Origin of the sequence: Nocardioides aquiterrae (genome assembly GCF_039526625.1) — a bacterium.
In the GTDB taxonomy this organism is placed as follows: Bacteria; Actinomycetota; Actinomycetes; order Propionibacteriales; family Nocardioidaceae; genus Nocardioides; species Nocardioides aquiterrae.
Genome location: NZ_BAAAJE010000016.1, coordinates 90,685 through 103,970, shown reverse-complemented (window position 1 = coordinate 103,970; position 13,286 = coordinate 90,685). Strand labels below are relative to the sequence as shown.

At 71.2% G+C, this 13,286-nt stretch carries 13 protein-coding genes; 6 read left to right on the top strand and 7 right to left on the bottom strand.

Annotation, left to right across the window (positions count from 1 at the left end; genetic code table 11):
• Positions 1–16 precede the first annotated feature (16 nt).
• Complete coding sequence (locus ABD086_RS16150) at positions 17–1,390, bottom strand: alpha/beta hydrolase (RefSeq protein WP_343908602.1); 1,374 nt, start codon at positions 1,388–1,390, stop codon at positions 17–19.
• A gap of 30 nt (positions 1,391–1,420) precedes the next feature.
• On the bottom strand, positions 1,421–1,864 hold the full coding sequence (locus ABD086_RS16145) for a nitroreductase family deazaflavin-dependent oxidoreductase (protein ID WP_343908601.1): 444 nt from the start codon (positions 1,862–1,864) through the stop codon (positions 1,421–1,423).
• 55 nt (positions 1,865–1,919) lie between these two features.
• Here ABD086_RS16145 and ABD086_RS16140 point away from each other — a divergent pair, with 55 nt between their 5' ends.
• Positions 1,920–2,837: a 1,4-dihydroxy-2-naphthoyl-CoA synthase gene (locus ABD086_RS16140; protein ID WP_343908600.1), complete on the top strand. Its 918-nt coding sequence runs from the start codon at positions 1,920–1,922 to the stop codon at positions 2,835–2,837.
• 2 nt (positions 2,838–2,839) lie between these two features.
• On the opposite strand, the gene ABD086_RS16135 is transcribed toward ABD086_RS16140, so the two are convergent.
• Genes ABD086_RS16135 through ABD086_RS16120 form a run of 4 tightly spaced genes read right to left on the bottom strand, consistent with a single transcriptional unit; the run spans position 2,840 to position 5,036 of the window.
• Positions 2,840–3,175 carry an ArsR/SmtB family transcription factor gene (locus tag ABD086_RS16135; protein WP_343908599.1) on the bottom strand — a complete coding sequence of 112 codons (336 nt, stop codon included), beginning with the start codon at positions 3,173–3,175 and terminating at the stop codon, positions 2,840–2,842.
• 45 nt (positions 3,176–3,220) lie between these two features.
• A complete protein-coding gene (locus ABD086_RS16130) occupies positions 3,221–3,526 on the bottom strand; it encodes a DUF202 domain-containing protein (protein WP_343908598.1) in 306 nt (101 codons plus the stop codon).
• A complete protein-coding gene (locus ABD086_RS16125) occupies positions 3,523–3,900 on the bottom strand; it encodes a YidH family protein (RefSeq protein WP_343908597.1) in 378 nt (125 codons plus the stop codon). The genes ABD086_RS16130 and ABD086_RS16125 overlap by 4 nt, the downstream gene beginning before the upstream one ends.
• The gene (locus ABD086_RS16120; protein ID WP_343908596.1) at positions 3,900–5,036 is read right to left on the bottom strand and encodes an MBL fold metallo-hydrolase; all 1,137 of its coding nucleotides are present in this window, start codon (positions 5,034–5,036) and stop codon (positions 3,900–3,902) included. The genes ABD086_RS16125 and ABD086_RS16120 overlap by 1 nt, the downstream gene beginning before the upstream one ends.
• Before the next feature lie 119 nt (positions 5,037–5,155).
• On the opposite strand from ABD086_RS16120, the gene ABD086_RS16115 reads away from it, so the two are divergent.
• Genes ABD086_RS16115 through ABD086_RS16095 form a run of 5 tightly spaced genes read left to right on the top strand, consistent with a single transcriptional unit; the run spans position 5,156 to position 11,403 of the window.
• On the top strand, positions 5,156–5,656 hold the full coding sequence (locus tag ABD086_RS16115) for a DsrE/DsrF/DrsH-like family protein (RefSeq protein ID WP_343908595.1): 501 nt from the start codon (positions 5,156–5,158) through the stop codon (positions 5,654–5,656).
• Between the two features lie 8 nt (positions 5,657–5,664).
• On the top strand, positions 5,665–5,898 hold the full coding sequence (locus tag ABD086_RS16110; protein ID WP_343908594.1) for a sulfurtransferase TusA family protein: 234 nt from the start codon (positions 5,665–5,667) through the stop codon (positions 5,896–5,898).
• A 2-nt stretch (positions 5,899–5,900) separates the two neighbouring features.
• The gene (locus tag ABD086_RS16105) at positions 5,901–7,418 is read left to right on the top strand and encodes a 4Fe-4S dicluster domain-containing protein (protein ID WP_343908593.1); all 1,518 of its coding nucleotides are present in this window, start codon (positions 5,901–5,903) and stop codon (positions 7,416–7,418) included.
• On the top strand, positions 7,415–10,273 hold the full coding sequence (locus tag ABD086_RS16100) for a molybdopterin-dependent oxidoreductase (protein ID WP_343908592.1): 2,859 nt from the start codon (positions 7,415–7,417) through the stop codon (positions 10,271–10,273). Before ABD086_RS16105 ends, ABD086_RS16100 begins: the two co-directional genes overlap by 4 nt.
• Positions 10,270–11,403: an Mrp/NBP35 family ATP-binding protein gene (locus ABD086_RS16095; RefSeq protein WP_343908591.1), complete on the top strand. Its 1,134-nt coding sequence runs from the start codon at positions 10,270–10,272 to the stop codon at positions 11,401–11,403. Before ABD086_RS16100 ends, ABD086_RS16095 begins: the two co-directional genes overlap by 4 nt.
• Before the next feature lie 28 nt (positions 11,404–11,431).
• Here the strand turns inward: ABD086_RS16095 and ABD086_RS16090 are convergent, their stop codons facing one another.
• A complete protein-coding gene (locus ABD086_RS16090) occupies positions 11,432–13,285 on the bottom strand; it encodes a dehydrogenase (protein ID WP_343908590.1) in 1,854 nt (617 codons plus the stop codon).
• Position 13,286: the final 1 nt, after the last annotated feature.

Genomic DNA, 13,286 nt, shown 5'->3' with positions numbered 1-13,286 from the left:
CGCGCAGGATGGCAGATCAGCAGCCCACGCGCGTGATGTCCCCGCTCGACACGAGCCGGTCACCGGCGTGGAAGCCGTAGGCCGAGCAGTAGTAGAAGCTCAGGTGGTCATCACGCTCGAGCCGGACCGGCTTCCAGACGCCGTTGCCCACGGGCTCGAGGTAACGGAACGACGTGGCGAGCAGCGGCCCGGCCGGCTCGTGCTTGAGGTAGTGCCCCAGCCAGCGCTGCACGTAGACGCTGGTGAGGTCCTGCCCGTAGCGGCTGGCAGGCAGGACCAGCGGGATGTCGGTGTACTCCAGGTGCGTCGAGGCCCGGGGTACGACCAGCATCGAGTCGACCCCGGCGGCGCGCCAGGCGTCGTACCCGGTCGCCCGCTCGCGCCTCGGGTCCGGCCCGTCGGGGCTGGGCTGCGGGGCGAGCGAGCTGCCGCCGGACAGGAACCACGGGCTGACGGTGAAGCCGTACTCCGACTGCACCGCGAGCGCCGGGACGGTCGGCACGTTGCCCGTGCCGTCGAGCGCGCCGCCGGATCCCGGCCCGGCGAGCTTGTCGAGGGCGACGACGGCCGCGACCCGGTCGTCGGTGCCCTGCACCTTCGAGACCGCGGCCGCACCCAGCGAGTGCCCGACGATCGCGATCCGGGTGGTGCGGCCCGGCGTGAACGGGCTCGGGTCGGGCGAGCGGTCGAAGAACCGGCGGAACGGGTTGGCCCGCGACGTGAAGAAGTCGAGGGCGTCCTCGGTGCCGGTCGTGAAGTTGTCCAGCTGCTGCGAGGGCACCCCCGGGCAGCACTCGCCGTGCGGCAGGGTCTCGCTGGTGCCCTGACCCTGCACGTCGTAGGTCATCGTGACGTAGCCGCGCTCCGCGAGGTCCTGGGCCAGCCAGGCGTACATCTGCTCGGAGCCCTGTACCGATCCTTCGGTGATCACCACGCCGGGGTACGGCGGGCGCAGCCGATCGCCGGTGTACGGGTCGGTCGCGCCGGGCAGCGGCCGGTAGACGTGGCCGCGCAGCAGCGCGCCGTACCGGTTGGTGAACGACACCGCCTTCGCGAGGCCGCGGGTGCCGCTCCAGCCGGCGCGCAGCGGGTTCCCGACGTTCCAGCCGGGGACCAGGTTGCCGGGCGTGATCGCGGGGTGGTCCGGCGACGCGGCCTGGGTGAGCAGCTGGTCGACGTACCTCGCGTTCGTCTGCTCGACGAGCGCGGGCAGGTACGCCGGGTTCTGCAGCTGCCCGCCCGGGCCGGTGATCCGGCCGTAGGCGTCGGCGACGTTCTGCGCGTCCCGGGCGGTGTACGCCGGGTCGCCCGGCGCCGGGTCGGCGGCGGACGCCGCGGCCGGGGTGGCCAGGGCGAGGACGGTCAGGGCGGCGAGGACCAGGCGGCGCATGGCCGGTCAACGACCGACCCGCCGGGCGGGCTACACCCGTTCGAGCAGGAAGACCGGGATCTCGCGGTCGGTCTTCTCCTGGTACTCGGCGTAGGGCGAGTACTGCGCCACCGCGCGCTCCCACCACTCCGCGCGCTCGTCGCCCTCCGCGATGCGGGCCCGGTAGGTGTGCTTCTCCGCGCCGTCCTGGAGGTCGACCTCGGGATGCGCGACGAAGTTGTGGTACCAGGTCGGGTGTGTCGGGGCACCGCCCTGCGACGCGACCGCGGCGTACACGCCGTCGTGCTCGACGCGCATCACCGGGTTCTTGCGCAGCTTGCCGGACTTCGCGCCCTTCGACGTGATGACGACGATCGGCCACTCGGGGTGGCCCCGCAGGATGTTGGCGCGCTGCCCGTTCGACGCCTCGTACTCCGCGACCTGGTCGCGGACCCACTGCTCGGGACTGGGCTCGTACTCGCCTTCGAGAGTCATACCCCGTCAATGCCCGGTCCGGGCTCCTCCATTCCCCGGCGATAGCCTCGCGTCCATGAGCGCGATCGACGGGGTGTCGGAGATCTTCGACGCCGACGACTGGGACGCGGTGCCCGGCTTCGAGGACCTGACCGACCTGACCTACCACCGCGCGAAGGCGCACGGCACGGTCCGCGTGGCCTTCGACCGGCCGGACGTGCTCAACGCGTTCCGCCCGCACACCGTCGACGAGCTGCTGCGGGTGCTGGAGCACGCGCGGACGTCGAGCGACGTCGGCTGCGTGATCCTCACCGGCAACGGGCCGAGCGCCAAGCACGGCAAGTGGGCGTTCTGCACGGGCGGCGACCAGCGCATCCGCGGCCGCGCCGGGTACCAGTACGCGGAGGGCGAGACCGCGGACACCGTCGACAAGGCCAAGCTCGGGCGGCTGCACATCCTCGAGGTGCAGCGGCTGATCCGGTTCATGCCGAAGGTCGTGATCTGCGTGGTGCCCGGGTGGACCGCCGGCGGCGGCCACAGCCTGCACGTCGTCTGCGACCTGACGCTCGCGAGTGCCGAGGAGGCGCGCTTCAAGCAGACGGACGCCGACGTCGGCTCCTTCGACGGCGGCTTCGGCTCGGCGTACCTCGCCCGCCAGGTCGGCCAGAAGTTCGCGCGCGAGATCTTCTTCCTCGGCCAGGAGTACTCCGCCGAGGACGGCGTCCGCATGGGCGCCGTCAACCGCGCGGTCCCGCACGCCGAGCTGGAGAAGGTCGCGCTGGAGTGGGGCCGGCTGGTCAACGGCAAGTCGCCGACCGCCCAGCGGATGCTCAAGTACTCCTTCAACCTGATCGACGACGGCCTGGTCGGCCAGCAGCTGTTCGCGGGCGAGACCACGCGGCTGGCGTACATGACCGACGAGGCGCAGGAGGGCCGCGACCAGTTCCTGGAGAAGCGGGAGCCGGACTGGTCCCCCTTCCCCTGGTACTACTGAGGTCAGCCGGTCATCTCGCTCCCCAGGCGTCCCCGGTCAGCGAGGTCCTCGGCGAGGAACTCGCGGAGCAGGTCGACGGCCTGGATGACCTTGGTCCCGCGCAGGGTGTAGAGCACCCGGGTCCCGTCGCGGCGGGTCGAGACGACGCCTCGCTCGCGCAGGATGGCGAGATGCTGGCTGACGTTCGACTGGCTGATGTCGAGCGCCTCGCAGAGGTCGCCGACGCTGAGCTCCTGGTCCCGCAGCTCGTTGATGATCAGCAGCCGTTTGGGGTCGGCGATCGCCTTGCACACCCGAGCGTGCAGCTCGTGCAGCTCGGCAGCAACCTGTCCGTCCACGCGTCCTCCGACCTCGTCCCCCGGCGTCCCTGCTGATTGTAGGGTTCAGCCGAGCCGGGTCAGGACCACGACGGTGCAGGCGAGAGACAGCGCGGCGGTGACGACGGCGAGCCCGCGGACGGCTCGGAAGCCCATCGGTGAGCTCTCGTCCTCGTCCAGGCGCCCGTGGCGGAGCTCGACCGCGACCAGCATGCCGAGGGCGACCAGCAGCCCCGCACCACCGGCGAGCGACCCGCCGATCTGCCCGTCGGCATGGTGGAGGAGGAGGGCGGAGACGCCGCCGATGCCCAGTGCGGTGCGCTGCCAGGCCATCACCGTGCGCTCCGGCTGGAGGCCGGGGTCGGGGTTCACGTCCGCACCAGGTCCACGACCGTCAGCACCACGGCGACCAGCGCGGTCAGGGTGAGCGCGGCTGCGAGCAGCCCGGGGATGGGGGAGCGGGGCAGGGGCGCGCCCATGCGCATCGCCCGCTCGTTCCTCTCCCAGTGCTCGTACGAGACGCCCGCGAGCAGTCCGCCGAGCAGGATCAGGAGGACGCCGAGAACGTGGCGGACCACGTCCAGTCCGGGGATGAACTGCACCACGGCGACGCCCGCCGCCATCATCGCGAGGGCGGTCCGCACCCACGCCAGGAACGTCCGCTCGTTGGCGAGCGTGAAGCGGTAGTCGGGGTGCTCGCCGACCTCGTGGAGCGGCGGCCGGGCGGAGCGTCGGGGCGTGTCCATCAGGTCAGCGACGTCGAGGCGGCGCACTGGTTGCGGCCGACGTCGAGGATGTCGACCTCGTCCTCCGGGGGTGCCAGCCTGCCGGAGTTGACCAGCCGGATGGTGTCGTAGGCCTCCGGTGCCGCGGGCAGCGACGTGACGATCTCCTCCACGAACCGGTCCATCGCCGTCTCGTTGAGGAGCGTCGCGGTGAACACGTCGTCGAGCGTGGTCACGACGAGCCCGCTGTCGTCGATCTCCTCGGAGCTCGACCAGTGCGCCGGGGCGATGACGGTTCGCGGGTCGAGCGGCCGAAGCCGGTCGTGCACGCTGCGGAACAGGTCCCGGGCGAGGTCCTCGGCCTGCCCGGTGAGATCGGGTCGCCCGAGCCCGCGGACGAACACGGTGTCTCCGACCAGGAGCACCGCGGCACTGACGAGCAGCGCGATGGTCCCCGGCGTGTGGCCCGGCAGGTGCATGCTCATGACCCGGACCTGGGCGGAGCCGAGATCCAGGACGTCGCCGTCCTGCAACGGGCGGTTGGGGAAGGGGACCACGCCACCGCAGTCCTCGGGTGGCAGGTGGTACTCCACCCCGAGCCGGGCGGAGAGAGCGGGGCCGCCGCTGACGTGGTCGGCGTGGACGTGCGTGTCGACCACGTGCGCCACGACCATGTCGTGCTCGGCCGCGAGGTCGAGGTACGGCGCCGGGTGCCGAGTGGGGTCGACGACGATGCAGCGCTCGCCCGGCACCCCGACGAGGTAGGACAGGCACGCCTTGGCCGGCCGCTGGAACTGCCAGACCCGCACCGGAGCCGGCAGGCCGGTGATCTCGCGCGGGACGAGCAGGCGGTTCCAGGCGTCCGTGCCGCCCTCCAGGGATCGCACGGTCTTGCCGAGCAGCTCGAACTCCTCCGCGACCATCTCGGAGCCGTTGCCCTGACCGCAGATCACGATCGCGTCGTCGAGCGTCCGCGCGCACTCCTCCTCGAGCTCCTCGAAGACCCGGTACACCGGCACGTTGCGCGTCGGCGCGGGGCGGGGGCCCTCGACCGGGCCGGCCTCGAACTCGTCGATGTTGCGCACGTCGAGGATCTCGGTGACCCGGCCGTCGGCCAGCTCCTGGAACAGCTCGAGCGCGGTGATGGTCCGAGCCACGACACCTCCCGGCGACTTCGTCGTGCATCTTGTTATATGCGTAGATACGAATGTAGTGTCCCAAGTCACACATGGCAACGGCTGGCCCCGCCCGGCCGCACGCGAAGGGAGTCCGTTCGATGTCAGATCACGAGGATCCCGAGGTGCCGCAGCGGATGACGATCGTCGCCTGGAGCGGCGACCTCGACAAGATGTGGCCGACGCTGATCCTCGGATCGACCGGGGCCGCGTACGGGATGCAGACGACGATCTTCTTCACGTTCTGGGGGCTGTTCCCCCTGGTGCGCGACGACGTCAGGATCACCGGCACCAACACCATGACCAAGGCACTCGCGGCGATGAACCGGCCCGGCATGGGGCACATGAAGCTCTCGAAGCTCAACATGGCCGGCGCCGGTCCCTGGATGATGAAGAAGCTGGCCACCGAGCAGAAGGTCTCCAGCCCGGCCGAGCTCATCGAGATGTGCCGGGAGCTCGACGTCAACCTCTGGCCCTGCGAGATGACCATGGAGCTCCTGGGCCTTCGCCGGGAGCAACTCGTCGAGGGGGTGGGCGAGCCCGTCGGTGCTGCCACCGCGCTCTCCGAGATGAGCAAGTCACAGGTCAACCTCTTCATCTAGGAGCTCCCATGGAGTACGAGATCGACCTCACGGTCGACGCCAAGGGCAAGAAGTGCCCGATGCCGGTGCTGATGACCTCGCAGGGCATCAAGAAGATCGAGCCCGGGCAGATCATGCTCGTCGAAGCCACCGACGGGGGCTCGCGGAGCGACATCCCCGCGTGGGCCAAGGACACCGGGAACGAGCTGCTGGAGACCAGCAGCGGAGACGGGTTCTACCGCTACGTCATCCGGAAGAAGTGAGCGTGCAGTACGGCTTCGCGATCGACCAGCGGACCTGCATCGGCTGCCATGCCTGCACGGTCGCGTGCAAGACCGAGCACGAGGTGCCGCTCGGGCAGTTCCGCACCTGGGTCAAGTACGTCGACTCGGGGTCGTTCCCCGACACCACCCGGTCGTTCGGCGTGATGCGGTGCAACCACTGCACCGACGCCCCCTGCGTGAAGATCTGTCCCACCCAGGCGCTCTTCAAGCGCGACGACGGGATCGTCGACTTCGACAGCGAGCGCTGCATCGGGTGCAAGAGCTGCATGCAGGCGTGCCCGTACGACGCGATCTACATCGACGCCGACACGCACACGGCCGCGAAGTGCAACATGTGCGCACACCGCGTCGACGAGGGGCTCGAGCCGGCCTGTGTCGTGGTCTGCCCCACGCACTCCATCTGGGTGGGCGATCTCGAGGACCCGGAGAGCGGGATCGCCAAGCTGGTCGCGACCAACGAGACCGCCGTGCGCACCCCGGAGCAGAACACGGGACCCAACGTCTTCTACCTCGGTGCCGACCGCGCCGTCCTCGACCCGCTGGCGGCACCGGTCGACGACACCTACCTCTGGGCCAAGCCGGACGCCCAGCGGCTGGCGATCGCCGGTGACGTCGACCGCGACCCGACCACCGGGGCGCGTACCACGCTGAACACCGCCCATCCCCGCCCCTGGGAGTGGAAGGTGGTGACCTACCTGTGGACGAAGGGCATCGGGGCCGGTGCGCTCGCCGTCGCCCTGCTGGCGCACCTGATGGGCATCGGGCTGGGTCCCGTCGGCGACTACGTCGCCCCGGCGTTGGGCCTGTTCGGCGCGGCGACGACGGGCGCGCTGCTGGTCTGGGACCTCAAGCGTCCCGAGCGGTTCCTCTACATCTTCCTGAAGTCGAACTGGACGTCGTGGCTGGTGCTCGGCGCCTACGTCCTCACCGTCTTCTCCGGCGGCGCGATCCTGTGGATGCTTGCGGCGGCCCTGGACCTCGGTGCGGCGATGACGGCCCTGGCCTGGCTCGGGCTCCCGGTCAGCGCGCTGATGGCGGCGTACACCGCGTTCCTCTTCGGCCAGGCCGAGGGCCGGGATCTCTGGCAGTCGCCCCTCCTGTTCTGGCACCTGCTGGTCCAGGCCGTGATGGTCGGCAGCGGCGCCCTGGCGATCGCCGGCCTCGTCGCGGACCTCTCCGACGCGGCCTGGGAGATGCTGGCGGTCGCGTTCGTCCTCTCGACGGCGGGGCACCTGCTCGTGCTCGCCGTCGAGTACGGCGGCCGGCACGCCAGTCGGCAGGCGGCCGTCGCCGCGCACATCGTCACCGGCGGGCGCTACGCCCGGCTGTTCTGGCTCGCCGCGGTCCTGCCCGCAGCCCTGGCTGCCGCACTCGGTGCCCTGACGTGGGCCGGGCTGCCGGTCGGCCTGCTGGCCGTCGCCGGCCTCGTCGTCCAGCCCGCACTGATCGCCTACGAGAGCGTCTTCGTCCGCGCGGGCCAGGACCCGCCGCTGTCATGACCACGAACGGAGAACCCGTGAACCTGCCCGGCGAGCGCCGCCACGAAGGGCTGCGCAACTTCCCCCCGGTCGAGGACTGGGACCACCACGTCGAGTACGACGCGAAGGCTCACCCCCGCAAGGTCCCGCACACCTACTCGCTGATCCCCACGATCTGCTTCAACTGCGAGTCGTCGTGCGGGCTGCTGGCCTACGTCGACCACGAGGACCTCTCGATCAAGAAGTTCGAGGGCAACCCGGCTCACCCGGGCTCGCGCGGACGCAACTGCGCGAAGGGACCGGCCACGATCAACCAGGTGCACGACCCGGAGCGGATCCTGCACCCCCTCAAGCGGGTGGGGGAGCGAGGTTCGGGCCGGTTCGAGCGGGTGAGCTGGGAGGACGCGCTCGCCGACATCGCGACCCGGATCCGGGCCGCCATCGTCGACAACCGGCGGGACGAGGTGATGTACCACGTCGGCAGGCCCGGCGAGGACGGCTTCGCCGAGCGGGTGCTGCAGGCGTGGGGGATCGACGGCCACAACAGCCACACCAACGTCTGCTCGTCGGGCGGCCGCAGCGGCTACACCCACTGGATGGGCTACGACCGCCCGTCGCCGGACTACGCCCACGCGAAGACGATCCTGCTGCTGTCCTCCCACCTGGAGACCGGTCACTACTTCAACCCGCACGCCCAGCGGATCATGGAGGCCAAGCAGAACGGCGCCAAGGTCGTCGTGCTCGACCTGCGGCTGTCGAACACGGCGTCGCACGCCGACCTGTGGATCTCGCCGTGGCCCGGGAGCGAGGGAGCGATCTTCCTCGCGGTGGCGTCGTACCTGCTGCGCACCCGTGCCATCGACAGGGACTTCCTGAAGCGGTGGGTGAACTGGGAGGTGTACCTCCGGCGGCTGCACCCGGACGCCGAGCCCGACTTCGAGGTGTTCCTCGAGCGACTGACCGAGGACTACGCGCACTACACCTTCGAGTTCGCGGCGCAGGAGGCGCACGTGCCGGTCGCCCAGATCGAGGAGCTGGCGCGCCTGGTCGTCCAGGCCGGAACCAGCCTGGCCACCCACACGTGGCGGTCGGCCGCGGCGGGCAACCTCGGCGGCTGGCAGATCGCCCGGAGCCTGTTCTTCCTCAACGTCCTGACCGGCAGCGTCGGGACGGTCGGGGGCACGCATCCCAACGGGTGGGAGAAGTTCATCGCGCACTTCCCGGACATGCCCGAGCCGAACGACAGCTGGAGCGAGATGCTCTGGCCGATCGAGTACCCGCTGACCACCAACGAGATGTCGATCCTGCTGCCCCACCTGCTCAAGGACGGCCGCGGGAAGCTCGAGGTCTACTTCAGCCGCGTCTACAACCCGCTGTGGGTCAACCCGGACGGCTTCACGTGGATCGACGTGCTCAAGGATGCCGCCAAGATCGGGCTGCACGTCGCGCTGACGCCGACCTGGAGCGAGTCGGCGACCTTCGCCGACTACGTGCTGCCCATGGGGCACGCCTCCGAGCGCCACGACACCATGTCGTTCGAGACGCATGCCTCGAAGTGGCTCGCGTTCCGGCAGCCGGTCACCCGGGTGGCGATGGAGCAACGCGGCATCGCCTACCGGGACAGCCGCGACACCAACCCCGGCGAGGTCTGGGAGGAGAACGAGTTCTGGTTCGCCCTGTCCTGGCAGATCGACCCCGACGGCTCGCTCGGCATCCGGAGATACTTCGAGTCCAAGGACCGCCCCGGCGAGATGATGACCCAGGACGAGTACTACGAGACGCTCTTCGCCCACAGCGTCCCCGGCCTGCCCGAGGCCGCGGAGCAGCAGGGACTGACCCCGCTGGCCTACATGCGCAAGTACGGCGTGTTCGAGATCGCCAAGGACGTGTACCGGCTCGACGAGAGGCCGCTCACCGAGGCCGAGCTCGAGGGCGCGGTCGCGGACGAGAACGGGGTGCTGCGCAAGCCGGTGACGCTCGACTCCGCACCGCCCCTGGTAGGGGAGGCCGGGGCGGTGGGGATCGTCCACGCGGACGGTTCGAAGACCGCCGGCTGGCTGTCGCCCTCGCGCAAGCTGGAGTTGTACTCCACGACCTTGGCCGACTGGGGCTGGCCGGAGCACGCGACCCCGGGATACGTCGAGTCGCACGTCTCGGCCAGGAGGATCGACCGCGCCAACGACGAGTTCGTGCTCATGCCCAACTTCCGGCTCCCCACCCTGATCCACACCAGGTCCGGGAACGCCAAGTACCTCAACGAGATCTCCAACACCCACCCGCTGTGGTTCAACCACGGGGACGCCGACGCGCTGGGCGTCGCCACCGGCGACCTCGTGCGGGTGACGACGGAGATCGGCCACTTCGTGGCCCGGGCCTGGGCGACCGAGGCGATCCGGCCGGGGGTCGTCGGGCTCTCCCACCACATGGGCCGCTGGATGCAGGAGGGTCACCCGGGCAGCCGGTGGGTGATGGGAAAGGTGGACCTGGACAGGTCCGACGACGGCATCTGGAGACTGCGCTACGTCGACGGGATCAAGCCGTTCCCGAGCGAGGACCCGGACTCGGAGCGGATCTACTGGGACGACCCCGGGGTGCATCAGAACCTCACCTTCCCGGTGCAGCCGGATCCCGTGTCGGGAATGCACTGCTGGCACCAGAAGGTGCGGATCGAGAAGGCCCACGAGGGTGACCGGTACGGCGACGTCGAGGTCGACGTGAACAAGTCGCGCGCGGTCTACCGCCGCTGGCTGTCGATGACCCGGCCCGGCCCGGGCCCCGACGGTCAGCGCCGACCGGAGTTCATGATGCGCCACGTCACCCCCAAGCGCTCCGCCTACCGGATGGCGAGCGCGTCCCGGCCCGGTGAGGGGCAGTGAGGGTGCTCGCCCGGGCCCGGGCCGCGGGCGCCGTCGACCTCGAGGCGGTGCGCCGCGCCGTCGGCGCGGTCCGCGACCCCGAGCTGGACCTCGCCCTCGCCGACGCCGGCATGCTCGGTGAGGTGCGGCTCCCTCGCGGCGGCACGGTCCGCGTCGTGCTCCGGCTCACCACGGCCACCTGTCCCTTGCGTGCCGAGCTCATCCGCGACGTCCGGTCGGCCGCGACCGCGGTGGCGGGGGTGAGCGACGTCGAGGTGCACGTGGAGGCGATGAGCGAGACCGAGCGGATGAGCCTCGCCGCGCGGCTCCGTGGGGGTCGCGGGTCGCGGCACCCGTTCGGGCGCGAGTCGAGCACGCTCGTCTATGCCGTGGGGAGCGGGAAGGGTGGCGTCGGCAAGTCGACGGTCACGGCCAACCTGGCGGTGGCGCTCGCCCGGCAGGGCAAGCGGGTCGGCGTCCTCGATGCCGACGTGTGGGGCTGGTCGATCCCGCAGCTGTTCGGCGTCCGCCGCCCGCCGGTGGCACTGAAGGGACTCATGCTGCCGCTGCCGGCCCACGGCGTGGTGCTGATGTCGGTCGGGTTCCTCCTCGAGCACGACGAGCCGGTCGTCTGGCGCGGTCCGATGTTGCACAAGGCGATCGAGCAGTTCCTCGGCGACGTCCACTGGGGCGAGCTCGACGTCCTGCTGATCGACCTGCCGCCCGGCACCGGTGACGTCGCCCTGACCCTGCTCGAGCTGGTGCCGGACGCCCAGCTGCTGGTCGTCACCACGCCCCAGCCCGCGGCCCAGCACGTGGCCGCGCGCGTGGCCAGGATGGCCCGCGACGCGGGGATGCCGGTGGCCGGGGTGATCGAGAACATGTCCACCCACGTCTGCTCGTCGTGCGACGCGCACACTCCCCTGTTCGGCGCCGGCGGTGGCGAGCGGCTCGCCGCGGACATCGAGACGGCCCTGCTGGGGCAGATCCCGCTCGACCTCCCCCTCCGGTCGTCCGGAGACCTCGGCGTGCCGGCCATGGTCGCGTCGCCCGACGCCGCCTCGGTCGTCGAGGTGGGCCGGATCGCCGCCCGGCTGCCGGTGGCGCGGCGCAGCCTGGTCGGCCGGTCGCTGCCCTTGACCGTCGTGTGACCGTCGACCGGGCGGGCCGGCCCGGCGCTCACCCGGTCGCGACGACGGCGCGCGCCTCGAGCGCCCGCGCCCGGATGGCGGCGATCTGCTCGGGGGTGAAGACGCCGTTCACGCCGGAGATCGCCGCGAGCTTCATGCCGTGCTTGAGGCCGAGGCGGTAGATCTCCTTGACCTTCTCCCACTCGATGTTGCGGCCGACGGTGAACGTCTCGTAGCGGCCCTCGAGGGCGAGCACGACGGTCTCGGCCATGCAGGCGTAGGCGACGCCCGGTGGGAGGCCGATGTCCTTCATCCGCACGTCGCCGGGCAGCTCGATCTCGCCGGACTCGACGACGAGCACGTCGGGACGCTTGGCGACGTCCTCGGCGGACAGGTCCAGCGGCCGCGCGACGTCGGTGATCACGCAGCCCGGCTTGACCGCCATGATGTCGAGCACCCGCTTGCCCGCGCCCGAGGTGGCGGTGACGATCACGTCCATGTCCCCGAGGTGGTCGTCCGGGGTGGCGGCGACGTGCACGGTGGCCCGCGGGCTCGCGCCCTCGATCTCGTGCTTGAGGGTCAGCAGCTTCGCGGTCTCGGGGGAGACCAGCCAGAGCTCGTCGCTGGCGAGCGCGAGGAGCCGGGCGCAGACCGAGCCGATCGAGCCGGTGGCCCCGACGACCATCGCCTTGCCGTGCAGGACGCCCCGGTCGTCGACCTCGGCGATCCCGAGGCGGAGCACCGCCTCGTGCGCGGCCCAGAGCGCCCCGGAGGCGCTGTAGCTGTTCCCGGTCGTGACCGGCAGCGGCGCCTTCTTCGCGACCGTGACCCCGGCGTCGCCGACCACCTTGGTGAAGGCGCCGAGGCCCATCACCTGGGCGCCGAGCCTGCGGGCGATGTCGGCCGCCTGGAGGAGGCGGGCGTAGGTGAACTCCGGGCTGTGCGCCATCAGCTCCTTGGGGGTGCCGCCGACGGTGATCAGCCAGCCCTCCGCCTCGGCGCCGGTCGGCGACGTGATGCCGGTGACGTGGCTGTAGGTGAACGGCGGCGCGTAGGCGACCGCCTTCTCGATGAGGTCGTTGACGACGCCGGGCGCCAGACGGGTGATGGTCCCCAGCGGCTCGACCTCGGAGAAGAACGTCTGCGACAGCGGGTGGATGACGAACGCGAACCGGCTCTTGCGGCGCCAGCCGTTCGGGTAGAGCAGCCGCGGCTCGAGCCCGGCGTCCACGATCATGTCGAGCATGTCGTCGTCGGTGAGGCGGCCGCCGCCGGCCACCGAGCGCATCATCGCCTCGAGCACCGCCGCGGTCACCGTGACGTCGAACGGCTGCGGGACGCAGTCGAGCACCAGGTCCACGCCGCGGTCGCCCAGCTCGGCCAGCTGCTCGTCGGAGACGGCGGAGGTGATCAGCGTCTTGCCGGCCAGGTCCTCGAGGCCGAAGCCGACCAGCTCGTCGTACGTCGCCACCACGACGTCGGCGTCCCGCGCCGCCCGGCGGGCCAGGGCGTGGCTGACGATCGTGCCCGGGGTCGGGATCCTGGACCGCACCGGGTCCGGGAGGAGGTGCAGCGGCTGCGCCGCGGCGCCGACGGCCAGCCCGAGCAGCGGGTTGCCGGCGACCCGGGCGGGCAGGTCGAACCGCAGCAGCGGGTCCGCGAACTCGATGTTGTCGGTGAACTCCCGCAGCACCCGCGCCGTCCGCGCGTGGTTGCGCCCGCCGAGCACCACCGTGCGCGCGTTCGCCAGGTGACCGGGCAGCTCGGCCTGCAGGTGCCGGACGGCCCACTCCTGCAGCACGTCGCCGAGGGCGCGGCCGTCGCTGCCAGGCGCCGCGTCCGGAGCCAGGCGGAACGGGTGCCCCAGGAACTCGACGACCGTCGGGCTCGACCCCGGGTCCATC